Source organism: Lachnospiraceae bacterium KGMB03038, assembly GCA_007361935.1.
Lineage (GTDB): Bacteria > Bacillota > Clostridia > Lachnospirales > Lachnospiraceae > Massilistercora.
On the sequence record CP041667.1, the window covers coordinates 1,023,071 to 1,044,822 of the forward strand.

Sequence of the window (21,752 nt, forward strand, 5' to 3'; positions counted from 1 at the left end):
TAAAGAGAAAAAGGAGATACCATTATGAGCGGATTATCGGAAAATATGCGGGAGATCGTGCGGGAGTCAGTTCTGTCCGTTAAGAAAGAGGATGTCAAAAAGTATAAAAAAGCGGCGATGCCTTTGGGACTGGCGCTTGGTTCCCAATTTTCGGAGAAACAGATCGGAAACGCTATCGCGGGTTATGCTTCAAACTGTAGAAAAGAAGATATCGTGGTCATGTTCGACAACACTTTTGGCGGCAGCGGAAAGAAGGGGATGGTATTCTCCACAGAGGGTTTTTACTGCGATGACCTCAGCGTGTTAAGAAAGAAACGCCCCCTTCCCCTTCCAGTGCGCTATCAGGAGCTTCAGAGCGTAGAGACAGACGGCGGCACCTTGCTGCTGCATTTGAAAGACGGCCGCTTGGAAAAGGCGTTTGGGAGTATTTACAGTGGATTTATCGCGGAAACTTTGAACCGGATCGTAGAGAGGATCTCCAAGGAGGAAAAGGCGGCTGGAGAGAAGGCTGCCCAACCGGAGCCGGAACTTGCTCGGGAAGAAGAGAAGCCAGGGGAAGCCAAGCCGGAGACCGAGGATATTTTCGGATGTATCTGGGCGGAAGAATCGGAAGGAAGAGAGGAGTTGGTACTTTTCAATCTGGAGCGGAGAGAGATCTATCAGATCTATCCGGCGCCCTTTTCCCAGAGAGAAATGGAAACAATGCGCACGCTTGTCTATTTTGCGGCCGCCAGGATAGAGACTTTCCCGGACGGCAGCAGGAGGCTTGCGGAATTAAATAGGCTGGAATCAAGGTATATCAAGGTGATCGTGCTCTGGAATGAGATAACTGACACCTGCTTTACTTTTGCGGACAGTGAGACGGAAGAACACAAATATCGGATCCGGCAGGAAATCTTGGGGATGGATGAAGACGAGCTCTACTTTATGATGCTGGACGAAGATTTAGGAGAGGAGCTTATACTGAGCGCGGTCAACAAAGCGGGAGCCGGCTCTCCTGTCTCTCTTTGCCACGCGCCCTTCTTTGAGGAGGAGGAATATCTTAAAGAGCAGAAATCCGCAGAAGAGTTCCGCAAAAGGGGAGTATAGGAGAAACGCAGAGCGGGAAGAGGATGACTGTTTATAGAAAGAAAACCGACCTCACAATCGTCAGAATGTTGGCCTGACTTTTGGAGGTCGATTTAAAATGGACTTTATCCTGCGCTATTACAGAATCTTAATCTCAGGATCAAAGGGTTTATCCGCATAACGCTCCGGATGGATCCGTCTGTCGCGGAAATCCGCGATCGCTGTGTAGAGAACATCGGTAGAAGAGTTTACACCGGTCTCGCAGGAATCCTGGATTACACCGATGATGAAACCAACGCCTACAACCTGCATGGAGATATCGTCCGGGATTCCAAACAGGCTACATGCCAGCGGGATCAAAAGCAGGGAACCGCCAGCCACGCCAGAAGCTCCAGCCGCGCTGGCCGCCGCCAGTACGCACATGATCAGGGCGCTTCCGATGGATACTTTAATATCCAGGGTATTGGCCGCCGCAAGAGCCATGGTGGAGATGGTGATGGCCGCTCCGGCCATATTAACGGTAGATCCCAATGGAATGGAGATGGAATATGTATCTTCATCCAGCCCCAGCTTCTTACACAGTTCCATATTGACCGGAATGTTGGCCGCGGAACTTCTGGTAAAGAAAGCAGTGATAAAGCTTTCTTTCAAGCAGGTGAAGATCAGCTTGTAAGGATTCTTGCGGATAAACAAGAATACGATGATCGGGTTGACGATAAATACAACTGCCGCCATGGTGCCTACCAGTACCAGGATCAGACGTCCATATCCAAGGAGGACTTCCAGCCCCTGCTCGGAAATGGTAGTGAAGATCAGACCGGCAATACCAAAGGGCGCGCAGCTGATGACCCATTGTACAGCCAGGGAAACGGCGTCCGAGATATTTTCCAGCGCCCGCTTAGTCCCCTCGCTGGCGCCTTTTAAGGCGATACCAAAGATGATGGCCCAGGCAAGGATACCGATATAGTTGGCGTTGATGATCGCGTTGACCGGATTGTCTACCAGGTTCATCAAAAGATTGGTCAATACTTCCGTTACGCCGCTTGGAGGGGCTACATCACCGGTATCTGTGTTCTCGGAGAATGTCAGCACGATCGGGAATAAACGGCTTGCGATCACGGCACAGGCCGCGGCTACCACGTTGCCGACCATGTATAAGATCACGATGACTTTCATGTTTGTTTTCTGGCCTTTTCCCATGTGACATAAGGAACTCATGACCAGGAAGAATACCAGGACAGGAGCGATTCCCCGCAGCGCTCCTACAAACAGATCTCCAAGGATGGAGATGCCGGTTGCCTGCGGAACGGTCAGTCCGAGGATGATACCAATGATCAAGCCGCAGATGATCCGTTTTACCAGGCTGATACTGTTCCATTTTTTGACTAGATTCTTGATTGCTTCCATACACTTCTCTCTTTCTCTTTTTCTTTTTTTGGATCCTGCAATGCAAAGATAACGTTAAGACATTGCCTTCTATTAATATACAGGATTTGATAAGATTTGTAAATAATAACTAGAAATTTTTTTGAATAAATGGAGATTCTGTGCTGTTTGCACAGAACGAACGGAAAGAGAAAAAGAAAAGCATCCAAAGACTGAGCCTTGGATGCTTTTTAAGTTTTTATTTGATGATTTTGGTGTGCTACATAATTTTGATCTCAGGATCAAAAGGCTTATCCGCATAGCGCTCCGGATGGATCCGTCTGTCGCGGAAATCCGCGATCGCTGTGTAGAGAACATCGGTAGAAGAGTTTACACCGGTCTCGCAGGAATCCTGGATTACACCGATGATGAAACCAACGCCTACAACCTGCATGGAGATATCGTCTGGGATTCCAAACAGGCTACATGCCAGCGGGATCAGGAGAAGAGAACCGCCTGCCACGCCAGAAGCTCCGGCCGCGCTGGCCGCCGCCAGTACACACATGATCAGGGCGCTTCCGATAGAAACGTGGATATCCAATGTATTTGCCGCCGCTAACGCCATCGTAGAAATGGTGATGGCCGCTCCTGCCATGTTAACCGTTGCTCCAAGAGGAATGGAGATAGAATATGTATCTTCATCCAGTCCCAGCTTCTTGCACAGTTCCATATTGACCGGAATGTTGGCCGCGGAACTTCTGGTAAAGAAAGCGGTGATAAAACTCTCTTTTAAGCAGGTGAATACCAATTTGAAAGGATTTTTGCGGATAAACAGGAACACGATGATCGGGTTGACGATGAAGACAACAACTGCCATGGTTCCTACCAGTACCAGGATCAAACGTCCATATCCAAGGAGTACCTCCAGACCCTGTTCGGAGATGGTAGTGAAGATCAGACCCATGATACCAAAGGGCGCGCAGCTGATGACCCACTGTACCGCGATCGAAACAGCATCGGAGATATTCTCCAGAGCTTTCTTTGTCCCCTCGCTGGCGCCTTTGAGGGCAACACCGAAGATGATCGCCCAGGCAAGGATACCAATATAGTTAGCATTGACGATCGCGTTGACTGGATTGTCTACCAGGTTCATCAGAAGGTTGGTCAATACTTCGGTCACGCCGCTTGGAGGCGCCACATCACTGGTATCTGTATTCTCGGTGAAGGTGAGCACGATTGGGAAAATATAGCTTGCGATCACGGCACAGGCCGCCGCCAGCACGTTGCCCGCCATATAAAGGATAACGATCATCTTCATATTAGTCTTCTGGCCTTTTCCCATATGACACAGAGCGCTCATTACAAGGAAGAATACCAGGACAGGGGCGACTCCCCGCAGTGCTCCGACAAACAAGTCTCCAAGGATGGAGATTCCGGTTGCCTGCGGAACGGCCAGTCCGAGGATAATACCGATGATCAAGCCGCAGATGATTCGTTTTACCAGGCTGATACTGTTCCATTTGTGAATAACATTCTTAATTGCTTCCATGTGTTTTCGCAGATATTGTTATCTGCCACCTCTCTTTCCTCTAGATTTTGTTTTCGTGTTTTGGAAGAAAACGCTATAAGGATTATAATTTATCCGATATGATTTGTGAACATGAAAAAGGATTTTGACGAAATCTTAGCGTTTTATAAACATATTTGTGCAAAATTTAACGAAAAGAGAAATGTTTTTTATGCAACTTTAGCAAATTCCGTTGTGCAAGAGGAAAAGCTTATGCTATAATATATCGAGAAAAATCGTCCAGGGGGACGGAAATATGGGAGGTACCTCGAAATGAGTGAAAAAAACGATGGATTAATGTGGGCACTTGTGAAAGAGAAGCCAGAAGAAGGATTGTGGATGAAACGAGTTCCAATTCCGGAAGTTGGGCCCAACGATGTGAAGATCAAGATCCATAAGACCGCGATCTGCGGAACAGACGTACATATCTGGCAGTGGAATGACTGGGCGCAGCATACGATTCCTATTGGACTTACCGCTGGCCATGAATATGTGGGAGAGGTCGTTGAAGTGGGAACGGGCGTGAAAGGGTTTAATATAGGAGATCTGGTTTCTGGGGAAGGCCATATCACCTGCGGAAAATGCCGGAACTGTCTGGAAGGCCACAAAGAAAACTGTAAGGACGCGAAAGGCGTGGGTGTCAACAGAAACGGCGCGTTTGCGGAATATCTTGTGATTCCTTCTTCTAATGTATGGCCTTGTAATCCAAATATTCCGGAAGAGATGTACGCGATTTTTGATCCGTTTGGAAACGCGACTCATACAGCGCTTTCTTATGATGTCCTGGGTGAGGATGTGCTGATCGCGGGAGCTGGACCGATCGGGATCATGGCGGCGGCGATCGTAAAATTCTCAGGCGCAAGGCACGTGGTAGTGACCGATTTCAATGAGTATCGTCTGGAACTGGCTAAGAAGCTTGGCGCTACCAGAGTTGTTAATCTTGGAAAAGAAAAGCTGCCTGACGTGATGAAAGAGATCGGAATGACGGAAGGATTTGACGTGGGTCTGGAAATGTCTGGATCACAGGCGGGTCTCGCGGATATGATCCACAATATGAAACACGGCGGAAATATCGCTCTTCTGGGACTGCAGAGAACAGACGCTACCGTAGATCTTGAGACAGTGATCTTCAATGGCCTGAATCTCCGCGGAATCTATGGACGTAAAGTATGGGATACCTGGTATAAGATGTCTACAATGCTTCAGGCTGGCTTGGATATTTCCCAGATCATCACCCACCACTTTGATATTAAAGACTATGCAAAGGGATTTGAGGCTATGATCTCCGGACAGTCTGGGAAAGTGATCCTGGACTGGGCTCATGTGAATGATTAAAGACCGGAAAAGGCGCGGAGCACGAGTATTTATTTTTAAGAAAGAAGGATGATAGAAATGGCAAGGAAAGACGACATTTTAGATATTTACGCAAAAGAAGTAGAAGGGATCAAAGAGGCAGGGCTCTTTAAAGGGGAGGCTCCATTTGTTTCCCCGCAGGGCGCGAGAGTGACCATGGAAGATGGAAGAGAGCTTCTGTGCATGTGCGCCAATAACTACCTGGGGCTGGGCGACAGCCCGCGCTTGATCGAGGCGGCAAAGAAAACCTACGATGAAAAGGGATTTGGTGTCGCATCTGTTCGTTTTATTTGCGGAACCCAGGACATCCATAAGAAATTGGAAAAGAAAATCTCCGATTTCCTGGGAACAGACGATACGATTTTGTATTCTTCCTGTTTTGACGCAAATGGCGGTTTGTTTGAGACGATCCTGACGGCAGATGACGCGGTCATCAGTGATGAACTGAACCACGCTTCTATCATCGATGGTGTGCGTTTGTGCAAGGCAAAGAGATTCCGCTATAAAAATAATGATATGGAAGATCTGGAAGCTAAATTAAAAGAGGCGGATGAAGCAGGCGCAAGGATCAAACTGATCGCTACCGACGGCGTGTTCTCTATGGATGGAATCATCTGCAACCTGCAGGGCGTATGTGATCTGGCGGACAAGTACAATGCTCTGGTAATGGTAGACGACAGCCACGCGGTAGGATTTGTAGGAAAGACGGGCCGCGGGACACCAGAATACTGCGGCGTACAGGGCCGTGTAGATATCATTACCGGAACATTGGGCAAAGCTCTTGGCGGAGCTTCCGGCGGATATACATCCGGCAGGAAAGAGATCATTGACCTGCTTCGTCAGCGCAGCCGCCCGTATCTGTTCTCCAATTCTCTTGCGCCGGCTATTGCGGGAGCCAGCCTGGAACTCTTTGATATGCTGGATGAGAGCACGGAATTAAGAGATCATCTGGAAGAAGTGACCGCTTACTATCGGCAGCAGTTGGTAGATAATGGATTCGATATCATTCCGGGAACCCATCCGTGCGTGCCGGTAATGCTCTATGATGAGAAGACGGCAGCGGAATTTGCGAAACGTATGATGGACAAAGGCGTATACGTAGTGGCTTTCTCCTATCCAGTAGTTCCAAAGGGAAAAGCAAGAATCCGTACACAGGTATGCGCAAGCCATACAAAAGAAGATATCGATTTTATCGTGAAGTGCTTCAAAGAAGTAAGAGACGAGATGAAATAATCATCATCATCCAGGACGTAGCCTTTTTGCAAAAGGCTACGTCCTGGATGAATATTTGCGGTGTACCCAAATGAAAGATGGGGTGTACCTAAATGAAAAATGACCTGTACCCAAATGGAAGGGAGGAAAGTTAGTGCCAACCAGAAGGCGACAAAGAAGTGGTACAGATATCTATCATGTGATCACAAAAGGAATTAATAAGGAAAGAAATTTTAATCAAGATCGTGAAAAAAGATATTTAAAGAAAATTATTCGAAAAGTTCAAAAAAAGTACAAAAGTGTTGAAATATACGCGTATTGTATCATGTCAAATCATCTCCACTTGATTCTCAAGGCGGAATTTCCAATTTTATCATTATTTATGGCGGCTGTTTTAGCTGAATATGCAAATTACTATAATTATAAACATCATAGAAATGGTCATGTGTTTCAAAACCGTTTTATCAGTGAATGTATAGAAACGGAACGCTATTTTTGGAATTGTTTGAGATATGTTCATTTAAACCCGGTGAAAGCCTATATTGTCGAAGAAGCGGAGAAATATAAATATAGCAGTATGATGGAATATAGAAATAGTGCACCGGATCTTCTGCATGAAAAGGCAATTGAATTTTATAGAAAGGAATTTGGTTCATATAGTGAATTTGAAGAATTTCATAAGCAGCGTCAGAGAGAACTGTTTATTGATATTCCAGACGAAATTACTTCACAACAAAATGAAATTGCGCTATTGATTGCGGAAGAATTATTTAAAACTAAAAATTTATCCCACTTGACTCAGGTTTTTGAGGAAAGAGAGATTCGGCAGGTATACCTTCAGGAAATAAAGAGAATCCTGAGAATATCAGAAAAAAAGGCAAAGCAGCTTTTCAATACGGTAAAAAAGCAGGTAGAAGAACAAAAAGGTACAGGGTAGAATAGAAAAAGTGACACCCCATCTTTCATTTGGGTACACCGTAAAGTTTAATTCCAGACGTAGTAAAAATAAAGAATACTACGTCCCCAACATATGTTATACTTACACCAGGAGGTTGATCAACTATGAACAAACAAAACGCATGGAAATCTTACGATGCTTCCCAGCTTCAGGAGCTGGAGCGTATCAACACAGACTACAGAGCCTGCCTGGACGCAGGGAAAACGGAACGGGAGTGCATCAAGCTTACCGTCCAGAAACTGGAAGCCCAGGGCTACCGGAATATCAAATCTATCGAAGAAGGGATCAAGCCGGGGGATAAGATCTACGCGGTCTGCATGAACAAGAGTATCGCCATTTTCCAGATCGGCAGGCAGCCGCTGGAAAACGGCATGAATATCCTGGGCGCTCACATTGATTCGCCCAGGATTGATGTAAAGCAGAATCCCTTATATGAAAATGAAGAACTGGCCTATTTGGATACCCATTATTATGGAGGGATCAAGAAATATCAGTGGGTGACCCTTCCTCTTGCCCTCCATGGGGTGATCGCCAAAACGGACGGTTCAGTAGTCGAGGTCAACATCGGCGAAAAGGATGAGGATCCGGTATTTGTGATCACAGATCTTCTGGTCCACCTGGCTGGGAAACAGATGGAAAAAAAGGCCAGCGCAGTGATCGAAGGAGAAAAGCTGGATCTGCTATTTGGGAGTCAGCCGATTCAGCAAGCGGAAGGTCTTGATGAAGAAGATAAGGATGCGGTAAAGGCAAATGTGCTGCGGATCTTAAAGGAATATTATGATATGGAGGAAGAAGACTTCCTGTCTGCGGAATTGGAGATTGTTCCGGCGGGAAGAGCAAGAGAGTGCGGCCTGGATCGGAGTATGATCCTGGCTTACGGACAGGACGACAGAGTATGCGCGTTTACATCCCTGTTCGCTATGCTGGATACCCAAGAGGTAGAGCGGACGGCCTGCTGTATTCTGGTGGATAAGGAAGAAATCGGAAGTGTGGGCGCCACCGGAATGCATTCCCGTTTTTTTGAAAATGTGGTGGCAGAGCTGACCGCCCTGACCGGAAGCGAGTCTGAATTAAGAGTGAGACGGACTCTGCAGAACTCGAAAATGCTTTCTTCCGATGTAAGCGCGGCTTATGACCCTATGTTTGCGGAAGCCTTTGAGAAGCGCAGCGCCGCTTTTTTTGCCAAGGGTTTGGTATTCAATAAATTTACCGGAAGCCGAGGCAAAAGCGGATCTAACGATGCCAACGCGGAATATTTGGCGGAGCTTCGCAGTGTGATGGAGGAGGGAAATGTGGCCTTCCAGTTCGCGGAGCTTGGCAAGGTGGATGAAGGCGGCGGAGGTACCATCGCCTACATTATGGCCAATTATGGGATGGAAGTGATCGACAGCGGCGTAGCGGTCCTTTCTATGCACGCGCCTTGGGAAGTGACCAGCAAAGCAGACGTTTATGAAGCTTACAAAGGATACAAAGCGTTTTTACAGATCCGTTAAGAAAAGGACGATTGTTTTTCACCGACAGGCGCATAGCTGAATAGTTATAATATATTGGGAGAAACTCTTGACGAAAACTGGCAAAACCAGTAAAATAGATGTGCTATTTAGTTAGAAAAGTTTAGAAAAAAGAATTTAGGAGGTCATAACAGATGGCAAAATGGGTCTATATGTTCACAGAAGGTAACGCGACCATGAGAAACCTTCTTGGTGGAAAAGGCGCAAACCTCGCAGAGATGACAGGCCTTGGACTCCCGGTTCCACAGGGATTCACGGTAACGACAGAGGCTTGTACGCAGTATTATGAAGATGGCAGACAGATCAACGACGAGATCATGGGGCAGATCATGGAAGCCATGACCAAACTGGAAGAGATCACCGGAAAGAAATTTGGAGACAAAGAGAACCCGCTTCTCGTTTCTGTTCGTTCTGGCGCGAGAGCTTCTATGCCTGGTATGATGGACACGATTTTGAACCTTGGCCTGAATGAAGAAGTTGTTGAGACGCTGGCAGAGGCTTCCGGCAATCCGCGCTGGGCTTGGGACTGCTATAGAAGATTTATCCAGATGTACTCCGACGTTGTTATGGAAGTCGGAAAGAAATATTTTGAAGAGCTCATCGACAAGATGAAAGAAGAAAAAGGCGTAACACAGGACGTTGAACTGACCGCAGAAGATCTGAAGACTCTGGCAGGCCAGTTCAAGGCTGAGTACAAAGAGAAGATTGGGGATGATTTCCCATCTGACGCGAAAGAACAGTTGATGGGCGCTGTAAAAGCGGTATTCCGTTCCTGGGACAACCCAAGAGCAAATGTATACCGTCGTGACAACGATATCCCATATTCTTGGGGAACCGCTGTCAACGTACAGATGATGGCATTTGGCAACATGGGAGACGACTGCGGTACAGGCGTTGCGTTCACTCGTGACCCAGCTACAGGAGAAAACGGACTGTTTGGAGAGTTCCTGACAAATGCTCAGGGCGAGGACGTTGTTGCCGGAGTTCGTACTCCTATGCATATTTCCGAGATGGAAGAGAAGTTCCCGGAAGCGTTTACACAGTTCAAAGATGTGTGCAAGACTTTGGAGACGCACTACAGAGATATGCAGGATATGGAGTTCACCGTTGAGCACGGCAAGCTGTACATGCTGCAGACAAGAAATGGTAAGAGAACGGCGAAAGCTGCCCTGAAGATTGCCTGCGACCTGGTAGACGAAGGCATGAGAACAGAGGAAGAAGCAGTTGCTATGATTGATCCAAGAAACCTGGATTCTCTGCTTCATCCGCAGTTTGACGCTGACGCTCTGAAGAAAGCCACTCCAATGGGAAAAGCTCTTGGAGCATCTCCTGGAGCTGCTTGCGGTAAGATCGTATTTACAGCAGATGACGCGGTAGAGTGGGCAGAAAGAGGCGAGAAGGTTGTTCTGGTGCGTCTGGAGACCTCCCCGGAAGATATCACAGGTATGAAATCTGCTCAGGGTATCCTGACCGTTCGCGGCGGTATGACCTCTCACGCAGCCGTTGTTGCACGTGGAATGGGAACATGCTGTGTATCCGGCTGCGGCGATATCGTAATGGACGAAGCAAATAAGAAATTCACACTTGGCGGAAAAGAATTCCACGAAGGAGATCCAATCTCTTTGGATGGATCTACAGGAAATATCTACGATGGAATCATCCCAACGGTAGACGCTACTATCGCAGGTGAGTTCGGACGGATCATGGGATGGGCTGACAAGTACAGAAGACTGAAAGTCCGCACCAACGCAGATACACCGGCTGATGCTAAGAAAGCCGTTGAGCTGGGCGCGGAAGGAATCGGTCTTTGCCGTACCGAGCATATGTTCTTCGGCGAGGGCAGAATCGATGCGTTCCGTGAGATGATCTGCTCTGAGACAGAGGAAGAAAGAGAGAAAGCTCTGGAGAAAGTCCTTCCATATCAGCAGGGAGACTTTGAGGAACTGTACGAGGCGCTGGAAGGAAATCCGGTTACCATCCGCTTCCTTGATCCTCCGCTTCACGAGTTCGTTCCAACGGAAGAAGAAGATATCAAGAAACTGGCTGAGGCTCAGGGCAAGACTGTTGAGCAGATCAAAGCTGTGATCGACAGCCTGCACGAGTTCAACCCAATGATGGGACACCGTGGATGCCGTCTGGCAGTAACTTATCCAGAGATCGCTAAGATGCAGACAAGAGCTGTTATCCGCGCAGCGATCAAGGTTCAGAAGGCGCACCCAGACTGGAGCATCAAACCAGAGATCATGATTCCGCTGGTTGGCGAAGTAAAAGAGCTGAAATACGTGAAGAGATTCGTAGTTGAGACCGCTGACGCTGAGATCGCGGCAGCAGGAATCGACCTGAAATACGAAGTAGGTACCATGATCGAGATCCCAAGAGCGGCTCTTACCGCTGATGAGATCGCAAAAGAGGCTGACTTCTTCTGCTTTGGTACAAACGACCTGACACAGATGACATTCGGATTCTCCCGTGACGATGCAGGAAAATTCCTGAACGCGTATTATGATGCAAAGATCTACGAGAATGATCCATTTGCGAAACTGGACCAGACAGGCGTTGGCAAGCTGATGAAGATGGCTATCGAACTTGGAAAATCTTCCAATCCGAACATGCATCTTGGAATCTGCGGCGAGCACGGCGGAGACCCATCTTCTGTTGAGTTCTGCGATGGACTTGGACTGGATTATGTATCTTGCTCACCATTCCGTGTACCGATCGCAAGACTTGCGGCAGCACAGGCAGCGATTGCGCATAAATAATCATAATAATCCGGAGTGTTTCAATAAGGAGAGGCATTTAGCCTCTCCTTATTTTTGTGAAAAAGTTAACTGGGGACGTAGTAAAATTCAATTTTACTACGTCCCCAGTTAAGCAAAAACAGGTAATAAATCCCCAGATTCTGTGTTTTTATCAAGAAAAAACCGTGAAATATACAAGATGTATTGATTTCGTTTTCAGAAATATATATAATAAATATTTACAATGAAACGTATATAAAAGGGGAGATAAAGGATAAATGAAGGATGTTAAGAGACAGGGGAAAGTATTCCTGAACAAGAGAGAGAAATGGAAGAAACGAGTGCTTAGTATTCTACTGGTCTTCGTGACAATCCTGACGTTGGTTCCATCTTCTGTCTATGCGGACGGAACGCAGGGAGAAAAGGCTACTGTGGATACTGGCGCAGCCGAAGACGTGGATAGCGCTGGCGGGATGGAGGAGAATACCAGCGAGACGGAAAAGGCTGGTATATCGATAGCATGGACGCCTGAGGCGGAAGAGGTAAAGACGGGAGAGACCGGGACAGTCAGACTTACGGCGGAATTAGAATATGGGTTCGCCGAAGGAACAGAAGTCCAGGTAGAAATCTCATTGGATGCGAGAGAGGCTGCGGCGTTAGAAAATGTATCCGATGCGAGGATCGTGAAAGAAGAGCAGGGAGAAGGGAATGCCAAATTGAGTTTTTCCCTGGATGACAGCCGGAATGCGCTGGACAGCACCCTGACTTTCCATACAGAAAATGACATTACAGCACCATTCGAAATCCAGATTACTAAAGACGATATCAAAGTCACAGCTACCAAGAATGGAAATCCGATAGAAGCAGAGGTAGAGAAACAGGGCGGAACAATGAAAGTGGCGGCCTCTTTCGGATGGGAAACTGCCGTGACGGCAAAGTCGGAATTCGTTCAATGGGATGGAGAAAAAGGGACAAATGGGTGCTTTTCCTGGAATATGTCTTCCCAGAACCGAGCAGAGACAGGAACCATTCTGACCAAGGAACAGGAGGTTGTTTTTGCCTTGACACTTCCTGAGGGAATGGAGTTCCCGGAAGGAACGTATCAGGTCAGAGAGGAAAAAGGAGAGAATAAGACGATCTTGGTGGGAAAAATGCCGGTGGTCGGAGGATTGCCGGAAGAACTTGAGGTGGCAGAGGTAAAACGTGCGGACGTACGTACACTGGCCTTGACACTGCGTAGGGAGAATACAAACGGTCAGGAAGAATTGTCAGATCTGGTGACAGAACTGACTCTCTTTGGCGGCGCGCTGGAAGCGGAAGAGACCTTTCAGCCTGCACAGGATACAGAGATTACATTGGTAATGAAAGCAGAGGCTGTTTCGTTGGCAGGGGAATCCTATACCAGTGTGAAAGAATTGACTGTCAGCCTTCCTGTAGTGGCAGAAGAGCGGACGGAGGAAGACGGAGAGGCGAAGACAGAAGGGACACAGAAGAGAGACAGGGAGAAGACTCTGGCGGAAGAAAGAGACGGGGCGTTCCAGATTCCTGATGGAGCCACGGTTTCAATCCAGGATTACGCGCAGGCTATTACCCGTCAGATTTACTGGTCTGATAATAATGATGAGGCAGATATCAGACCAGAAGCAGGAGGATATCCCGAGGCGGCTCTTCATTTTACGGTAAAGGCAGAGGATGGAACAGCGGTCGGGACAGGTATCTTAAGCGAATCTAATATGAAGGAATTGGGGCTTGCCAGTATGCCGATTGTGGATGTGGTGGATCGCGGAGGTTCACACTATGAATACGCGGTAACGGCTGGCAGACTTCCTTCTAAGATCACGGTTACAGACATTTATGGGACGCCGGTTTCCTATACTGTGGAGTGGAAGGCGGTTCCGGAAGAAGTGGATGGATACGCGCTGGCAGTGGTGACGGAAGAAAATAAAGACAATTATCCGTCGATTTCAGATAGAGAGGATCCTGAAGGATGGTATTATATGCTGGAGACAGACTTCTCTTTCAAGATCGATCTGCACTGCGGAGAGGTAGAGGCGGATACCCAGAAGATCCAAGATCGACTGATGGAACAGTTTGCGTTAAATCTCTCTTATGGAAGTAAGAACGAAACGTATGATCTGGATGCAATCGGCAAGGACAATTTTGCTGTAGAGAAGATTGAAGCAACGGATAACGATACTCTGTGGGAGGGGACCATCAGCGGTTTATGGAAATATAATCTAGATGGCAGTTTGATTTACGCGACAGTGTCTGAGGAAGACAAAGACGGCAGATTGGATGTGCCAGGCAGTGTGATCTTGGAAGAAGGGGATTATTTCGCAATCTCTTATGATAATTCAGCGGCGTCAAATTATGGAGCGGTAAAGGACTGCATCCACGATGGAGGAACCCTGGATCTGACCTTGGCGGGAGAAACGGAGTATCAGGCGGAAAAGCAATGGCTGGATGAAGAAGACAGCCAGCGTCCTGCGGGAGAACTCCAGCTTTGGCGTTACCGGAAGGGCGCCAGCTATACCACGGCAGCCGCGGTGCGTGATACAGATAATAATATCTTGACGTTGGACTTAAATGGAAACACAGAACAAAAGATTACCTTTTCAGATCTTCCCAAATATGATGCGGAGGGGTATGAGTATATCTATGTAGTAAGAGAATACTTGGACGGTAGTACAGCAGAGGGAGGAACGGCAGACAGCTACACGCAAGTATTTGGAAAGGTTACAGAGAATGAAGATGGAACCTTTACAGTCTCTGATATCGGAGAGGACGGAACGGCTTATAAAGATCGGCCTTCCGGGAACACTTATCTCTATGACGGAGGAACTCTTTCAAACCGCATCACGGGAACTGTTTCCGCGGAAGCGGTCAAGATTTGGAAGGCATCTGCTTTCCAGGCGGAATTTGAAGATGTTTCTGTAGAGCTGACTTTGATGTGCAGACCTGCGGGCGAGGAAGATATGTCCTGGATAGAGGCCCAAAAGGATGGAAAACCAGTCAAAGAAGTAATGGAAGGCTTTACCGCGGAAACATTAGCCACCACATCTGTAGATGCCTTTATGCCGGAATATGACAGCCTGGGCCGTAAGCTGGAATACCAGTGGATAGAGACGGGCGTTTATCAGGGAAATGGGGGAGAAAATCTTCTGGAAAACGAAAGATTCACTCTGGAGCAGGATGGAAGAGAGATCCTCTATCAATCTGAGCAGAAGATGACGGTCACAGAGGAAGGGCAGTCTCAGACGGTGATCACTAACAGTATCGCTAATACCATCGACTATGAGGTGGAAAAAATCTGGGAGAATATGGATCCGGGAGAGTCTGTGCAGTTTTCTCTGTATCGGATCCTGAGCGGAGAGGCTCTCACGGAGGATAGTAAGCCGGTAGCGACCTTTACCCTGGATGGTAAGGCGGATCCTGACAAGGTTTTAGTGAATGAGACAGAAAAAATTTATTGTCAGGAGATGGAGCCCTGGAAGGCAGAAGTTACCGGACTGCCTGAATACGATGAGGACGGCCGGGAATATGAATATATCCTGCTGGAGAACAGCGGCGGGACGGAGTATACACCTACTTATACAACAACCAGGGATCCAGAGACCAGAGATTACTATACAGAGGTGGTCAATGCTCCGGGAGAAGGGAATCGGATCACGGTACGCAAGGACTGGATCGATGACAGCGATATCCTGCATCGGGAAACCGTTGCTATCGGGATATACGTCCGGAAAACGAATGAGCGGATCAGTGGGGTCACATTAGAGGGAGATGTGTGGCAGGCCCAGGCAGGCATTGGTCAATATGAAGTAGATGATGTGTATATCCTGGAAGAAACGGTGGGAGGAGAGAAGATCCCCCTGAGAGAGACGGAAAAGGATGAAGATCAGTATGAGCCTGAGTGTCCTGTGTTTTATACCGCAGATGCAGAAACCTGTACTGAAATTCGCTACGAGACCGATCACCATCGTTATGAAGCTACTTATCATGAGGCTATTGAGATTGCCGGAGAAACGATTTATTCTGTAACGAACCGCCGGCTGGGCAATGTGGATCTGACGGTCACGAAAGAATGGGTAGATGGTGATGGAGAGCGCCGGGAGGAAATCCAGACTGAGCTGGAGGAGTTGAAGGAAGAATCTCATGGCGGCTTATCCCTGAATCTGCGCCTGACTTTTGCAGATAGTGTAGACAGCGAAGGCAGCGGCTATAAGATTGACTACGAAAATGATTATGTCACGATAGGAAACAGGGACGATCAGGTGCCGATCATGCGCCCTGTAAAAGAGGAAGGCGGTTTAACAGGCGATGATCGGGAAAAAGGGAGCGCCATTGTCCCAATAGAGCTGAGCGAGGATTCCTTTACCTGCTATTTTTGGAATCTCCCCAAATATGACCAGAATGGTTCCGTAGTCCGTTACAGTGTGGAGGAAGTCTGGCTGAATGAAGAGGGACAGGAAGTCACCCTTGAGGAAATGAGTCAGAAGTATCCAGACCTTTACGCATTGGTGGCTGAATATAGCTCCGGTTATCAGGAGACCTTTGTGACCAGTGATCTGCACGATGTGGATACGCAGACGGTGACGGTGACAAATAAACTGACCGGGACCAAAGAGGTACGCTGGCATAAACAGTGGAATGACATGTACAACTATGATTCTGGCCTGCGCCCGGATATCTATCTGGACATCTACACGGTAAAGAGGGAGAAAGGTGACGGAGGAGTCCCAGAAAAGAAAATCGAGCTTTATCGGGCAAATTATAAGTGGGAGTATTCAGAAGACGCTTCAGACAGCGGCGAGAGCAGTGAGGATGGGACTTATGATAAACAACGGCACTGGCATGCTGTGCTGAGCGGTCTGCCTAAGTATGATGCCTATGGGTATGAGATTATCTACTACGCTGTTGAGCATACCTTGGTAAATGCTTCTGATTTCGATTATACGGATACGGTTTATTCTATTGAACGGAGTGGAAATCTGGAAAAGATCGGGACTGTGAATCAGCTGACCGATCCAACAGCGCTGGATGATGGAGATGCAATAGCCATTCCGGATGAGGAGCTGGATCCGTTTGCGGAACAGACTTATGCCTTGCGGGAGGAAGGAACCTTTACCAATAATCTTTCCGGTACGGCTTCGGTAACAGGACGGAAATTATGGGAGAATCTGCCTTCCGGTTATCCAAGAGAGGATATGCCGGACATCCGTTTCCGCCTGGAGCAGTATGTGGCGGTGAATCCTTGGAATCAAGATCAGGATGATAATGATGATGGCTTGGTTTTGATAGATGATGAATGTGCGGTTTTAACGGTTACTGACTGGACATCTGTCTATAAAAACGGCTCTTATACGTTCCAGATTGATTATGAAGGTGAGAACGTAATGGAGGTAGAGGAAGAAACCGGAGAAGTCTCTTTCGGCCCGGCAAATGAGAGCGCCGCAGAGCTCCCGCGCTATGATGCTCTGGGAAGTCTCTATATCTATAGGCTGGTAGAGGATAAGATTATCTGGGATGAGGACATTACAGATCCAGATCTGGATATTGATGATGTCTACACAAAAGAGGATGGAAGCAATACCTATCTGGTATCCAATGCCTATGAAGGCAAGAAGGGCGCCTTGTCTTATCAGAAATACCTGTATCTGCCGACAGATGAAAATGGAACAGTGGAAAGTTTCCCGGCTGTTCTATTCCGGCTGGTGCGTACTTATACGAAAGGCGCGGATGAAGACGGCAACAAGATCCAGTCTGATCCGGAGGTGGCCGAGACCATTACTTGGACTTCAGCCCAGGTCAAAGAGGCAGTTGAGAAAGAAGGAGAGGATTTTGACGGCCTGATCCAGCATACCTTTACGATTGAGGATCAAGAGATCTACGCTCCCAACGGCTCCGAATATCAATACTATATCTGTGAGGTAAAGACCTACTTGAACGACTATAATACCTGGGTAAAGGCTGACGACATAAAAGAAGCAGAATTAGCATTAACGATGAAAGAAAAACCTTCAGAACCGGAATTACAGGAGGGAGAGAAACGGATTCCAGTAGCGATAAAATTGACGCAGAATCAAGCGGATGGGAAAGGAGCAACAGAGGAGAATTTACCAATCTGCGCTACTTTTATCAATCAGCGGACGGAGGATCCCGCTGCAGTGACGCTGCAAGGGGAAAAGATCTGGGAGGATTACAGCAATGCTTTTGAAACCCGCCCAGAGGATGTGGAACTGAAAGTATTCCGCTTGGCCATTTCCCAGCCGGGGCAGGGGAATCAAATTCCGGAGCAGGAAGTGCCGGCAACTGAGTATGAAATTACCTGGACCAAAGAAGAGGGAGACACCTGGACTTATGAAATCCAGGGAGCCCAGGGAAGTGGTGAGCTGGAGCGCTACGCGCCTAACGGACGGCCCTGGCAGTACATTGTACGGGAGTATCTGGAGGATGGAAGCGTTTATCAGGTGACTCCAGTGGATGGAAGCGGAACAGCCGCCGGTCAGGTAACTGAGAAAAATCCAGACGGCACCACGGAGGGAACCAGCTGGATGAATCCGCTGACCAATTCGATGGAGACGGCCGCGGTTTTCCGCAAGGAATGGCAGGATTCGGATGGAAATGAGATCACCGAGGATTATTTGGGAAATAAGATCGAGATTGATTTCAAACTTCAGGTGGCGGAGGAGACCATTGGAACAGACGGAAGCGGGAATATCATCGGCAAGTGGTCAGATGCCTCAGAATATTTCAAGAAGAATTTGACTTCAGAGGATTATGGAAAGATTTTTGGATCAGGAGAAACACCCTACCAGTTTACCCAAACCTTACAGGGACGGGTTACAGATTCCATCTGGGGCAAGGGCGGAAGATTCCAAGATCTCCCTCGGAGTATTTTGAAAAAGGATGAAACAACGCGGACCAATCTGCTTTACCGGGTAGTAGAGAGTGAGCTCCGCTATGGATCGCAGGCTATCAACGTTGGGGTAATAGACAGTGATGATAACCGGACCTATACGTATGAATTTGGAGAGAGCCTGTTTTCGCCCGCTTATGAATTGGGAGATAGTAATAATGCGGGAACTCAGACTCATATCAACCGGATTGGAAGCACCAGTTTTACGGTGACCAAAGAGTGGCAGGGAGACCGTGACAATATCTACGGCACTCGGCCGGATACTGAAAGCGTGGGGGATGACTGGGAGACCATCTTTGTGATCCAGCGTACAACTACGCCGCGAGTCGAGAAAAACTGGAAGAATGTGACAGATGGAGTGGGGCAAGCGTTAATCGTCTACGTGACGGGAGCCAATGCAGACGAGAGTGCTTCTGTTACAGTCAGCGGCCTGCCCCAGCAGAATGAAAATGGAGAAACCTATTATTACCGTGCCAGAGAGCTGCAGCCTGCCGAGGATCGGTACATCGATGGAGAGGTAACCGATGAAGATATTGTGGCGGAGGATGGGACCTATCACGATGCTTATACGGCGTCTTATACGGATGATCTGGAGCATGGAACCGGTACGACTGCCGTAAACACACTGAAATCTACCAAGATTTACGCTGTGAAGAACTGGTATGGAAAAGAGAACACCTCCGTGACTTTGGAATTGCAATATTTAACAGAGAACGGCCAGTGGACCTCCTTCCCGACGGCGGCCAGTGTGACTCTGGACGGAACAACAGATCCAGATTCATCAACGCCCTGGTATGAATATGAAAGCTGGCAGGCGGTCTGGGAAGACGTGCCGAGCGTCTATCCGGGCAGTGCTCTTACAGAAGGAGGCAGGACCCAGTACCGGGTGGTGGAAAACACGCCGGATGGATATATCCAGATCAGTTCTGACACCCAGACCAAGGAAGAGGGCGGACAGGAATATACGGAGTGGGTATTTACCAATGTGGCGTCCACGTCCCTGACGGTGACCAAGGCCTGGTATGAGATCGCCGCCGCCGATCAGCAGGCGGTAACGGTGGAACTGTGGCGGACTACGGGAACCATTGGAGACAGCGTCAGTGAGCCGGTAAAAGATGCGGATGGGGATGTCCAGACCCTGACATTGACAGCAGGAAATCAATGGACAGGAACTTTTTCGGACTTGCCTAAGTATGACGCGGACGGACAGCCTTATACCTATTACGCGGCAGAGACCAAGATCGGCGATGAACCCGCTGAGGACAGCGGATATCGGATCGTCTATACCTATGGCGGTTCAGCTGCTGACGGGTTTACTGCCTCTATCGCCAATATCGGCCGGATGGAAGTGACCGGTACCAAGACCTGGGTGGACAATGGGAATGCCTATGGCACCCGGCCGGATACCCTGGAACTGAAACTATACAGAAGTACGACCGGCGCGGATGGAAGCTGGGCAGAAGTAAGCGCCCAGACTCTGGCGGAAGAGGGAGCAGAGCTGATCTGGAGCAATACAGATACAGATGTCTGGACCTACCGCTATAGGAACCTTCCAGCGGCAGATGACGATGGTAATCCGTACCAGTATCGGGTGGAAGAAGTGACGCCAGAAACTGTGACTGAAGAAGATACCTACAAGGGAACCAGCGAAACTACAGCTGATGGAGCGAATTTCACCAATACTTTGACTGGCACGGTGGATATCCCTGTTTCCAAGATCTGGCAGGACGGAAGCGACGCGGATGGTGAGCGGCCAACGGAAGTGACACTGATCCTGTACGCGGACGGCGTGGAAAAGGAACGGATCACTTTGACGGCAGATAACGCGGACGCGGGCAAAGACCGGTGGAGCTATACGTTTACGGGGCTGGATAAATATGACAGTACTGGAAAACAGATCACCTACACGGTGGGAGAAGCGGCAGTTCCAGACGGCTATGAGGCAAGTGCGGATCAAGGGTCTTATACCGTGACAAATGTACTTTTGACCTCTTTGTCTGTGCGTAAAGTCTGGGGCGGAGTGCCGGAAGAAGATCAGGAAGATGTAACGGTGGCCCTGTACCGCAGTATAGAAGGACAGGAGGAAGAAGCGGTAACCGATGGGCAGGGGAATGTGCTGACGCTGACGCTGACGGCCCAGGGGAACTGGACGGGAACCTTTACGGACATTCCAAGATTTGATGAGAATGGAAATCGATACAGCTATACAGTGAGAGAAATTTCCATTGGCGGAAGACCGGCAGAGGAGTCAGATTATATCATCCATATTGGTAAAGATAAAAATGGCGCGGTTGTTTCTAATATTGCCAAGACCTTCCTGACGGGGGTGAAGATCTGGCGGGATGAGCAGAACGCTTATGGGACCAGACCGGAGACGCTTAAGCTGACCTTGTGGCGGCAGATCGAAGGCGGAGAGAAAGAGCAGGCAGAAGCCACGCCAGTTTGGGATAATACAGACAGCGATACCTGGACCTACACCTTTGAGAACCTTCCGGTGACCGATGATGAAGGAAATCCATATACCTACTGGGTGACAGAAGAGGTTCCGGAAGAATACGAGCTGACACAGCAGGAAGGAAACCGGTTTGTCAATACTTTGAAAGACACCATTGATATTTCAGTAGAGAAACTCTGGACCGATCAAAATAATATGCGGGGAATCCGTCCATCTTCCATTGAAGTGGCGCTCTATGCGGACGGTCAGGAAGTGGAACGGGCAGAACTATCCAGAGAGAATGGGTGGAGCCGTACGTTCCCGGAACTGGAAGAATACGATGAGACGGGAAGAAGGATCCAATATGAGGTCAAAGAAACACAAGTGCCGGATGGATATAAAGTGTCCTACAGCGGCGGAACTCAAGAAGGATTTATCATTGAGAATACCAGAGAAGATCTGGCTGGGGGAAGTCTGGCGAAGACAGGAGACGGGGCAAATCTGGCTGGGTATGCAGGGCTTATGCTGATCTCTGGAACTGTGTTCGCGGTAACAGTGACAGGAAAGAAACGAAAGAAAAAGGGAAACCGGTAAATCCTGAGGAATGAGTATAAAAAAGAGCGCGAA

The 21,752-nt window shown here is 48.3% G+C and carries 9 protein-coding genes; 7 read left to right on the forward strand and 2 right to left on the reverse strand.

Annotated features, from left to right (window positions below):
• The first annotated feature begins 24 nt into the window (after positions 1-24).
• Entirely contained in the window at positions 25-1,089 is a 1,065-nt protein-coding gene (locus tag FND36_04980) for a hypothetical protein (protein QDW73457.1), read from the forward strand.
• 117 nt (positions 1,090-1,206) lie between these two features.
• On the opposite strand, the gene sstT (FND36_04985) is transcribed toward FND36_04980, so the two are convergent.
• Both sstT (FND36_04985) and sstT (FND36_04990) read right to left on the reverse strand, forming a co-directional pair.
• A complete protein-coding gene (sstT, locus tag FND36_04985) occupies positions 1,207-2,466 on the reverse strand; it encodes a serine/threonine transporter SstT (GenBank protein ID QDW75536.1) in 1,260 nt (419 codons plus the stop codon).
• Between the two features lie 247 nt (positions 2,467-2,713).
• The gene (sstT, locus tag FND36_04990; GenBank protein QDW75537.1) at positions 2,714-3,973 is read right to left on the reverse strand and encodes a serine/threonine transporter SstT; all 1,260 of its coding nucleotides are present in this window, start codon (positions 3,971-3,973) and stop codon (positions 2,714-2,716) included.
• A gap of 300 nt (positions 3,974-4,273) precedes the next feature.
• Here sstT (FND36_04990) and FND36_04995 point away from each other — a divergent pair, with 300 nt between their 5' ends.
• From FND36_04995 to FND36_05020, 6 genes are all read left to right on the forward strand, one after another.
• Positions 4,274-5,335 (forward strand): L-threonine 3-dehydrogenase, encoded by a 1,062-nt coding sequence (locus tag FND36_04995; GenBank protein ID QDW73458.1) that lies wholly within the window; start codon positions 4,274-4,276, stop codon positions 5,333-5,335.
• Positions 5,336-5,392: 57 nt separating this feature from the next.
• Positions 5,393-6,586: a glycine C-acetyltransferase gene (locus FND36_05000; GenBank protein QDW73459.1), complete on the forward strand. Its 1,194-nt coding sequence runs from the start codon at positions 5,393-5,395 to the stop codon at positions 6,584-6,586.
• A gap of 178 nt (positions 6,587-6,764) precedes the next feature.
• Positions 6,765-7,502: a hypothetical protein gene (locus FND36_05005; GenBank protein ID QDW75538.1), complete on the forward strand. Its 738-nt coding sequence runs from the start codon at positions 6,765-6,767 to the stop codon at positions 7,500-7,502.
• Between the two features lie 125 nt (positions 7,503-7,627).
• Positions 7,628-9,016, forward strand: coding sequence for an aminopeptidase (locus tag FND36_05010; protein QDW73460.1), 1,389 nt, complete (start codon positions 7,628-7,630; stop codon positions 9,014-9,016).
• Between the two features lie 152 nt (positions 9,017-9,168).
• The gene (locus tag FND36_05015; GenBank protein ID QDW73461.1) at positions 9,169-11,793 is read left to right on the forward strand and encodes a pyruvate, phosphate dikinase; all 2,625 of its coding nucleotides are present in this window, start codon (positions 9,169-9,171) and stop codon (positions 11,791-11,793) included.
• 257 nt (positions 11,794-12,050) lie between these two features.
• On the forward strand, positions 12,051-21,719 hold the full coding sequence (locus FND36_05020; protein QDW73462.1) for a Cna B-type domain-containing protein: 9,669 nt from the start codon (positions 12,051-12,053) through the stop codon (positions 21,717-21,719).
• Positions 21,720-21,752: the final 33 nt, after the last annotated feature.

What these genes read in the sequence shown, in the direction of transcription:
- FND36_04980 (QDW73457.1), top strand. Translation starts at nt 25, where the DNA reads ATGAGCGGATTATCGGAAAATATGCGGGAGATCGTGCGGGAGTCAGTT.
- FND36_04995 (QDW73458.1), top strand. Translation starts at nt 4,274, where the DNA reads ATGAGTGAAAAAAACGATGGATTAATGTGGGCACTTGTGAAAGAGAAG.
- FND36_05000 (QDW73459.1), top strand. Translation starts at nt 5,393, where the DNA reads ATGGCAAGGAAAGACGACATTTTAGATATTTACGCAAAAGAAGTAGAA.
- FND36_05010 (QDW73460.1), top strand. Translation starts at nt 7,628, where the DNA reads ATGAACAAACAAAACGCATGGAAATCTTACGATGCTTCCCAGCTTCAG.
- FND36_05015 (QDW73461.1), top strand. Translation starts at nt 9,169, where the DNA reads ATGGCAAAATGGGTCTATATGTTCACAGAAGGTAACGCGACCATGAGA.
- FND36_05020 (QDW73462.1), top strand. Translation starts at nt 12,051, where the DNA reads ATGAAGGATGTTAAGAGACAGGGGAAAGTATTCCTGAACAAGAGAGAG.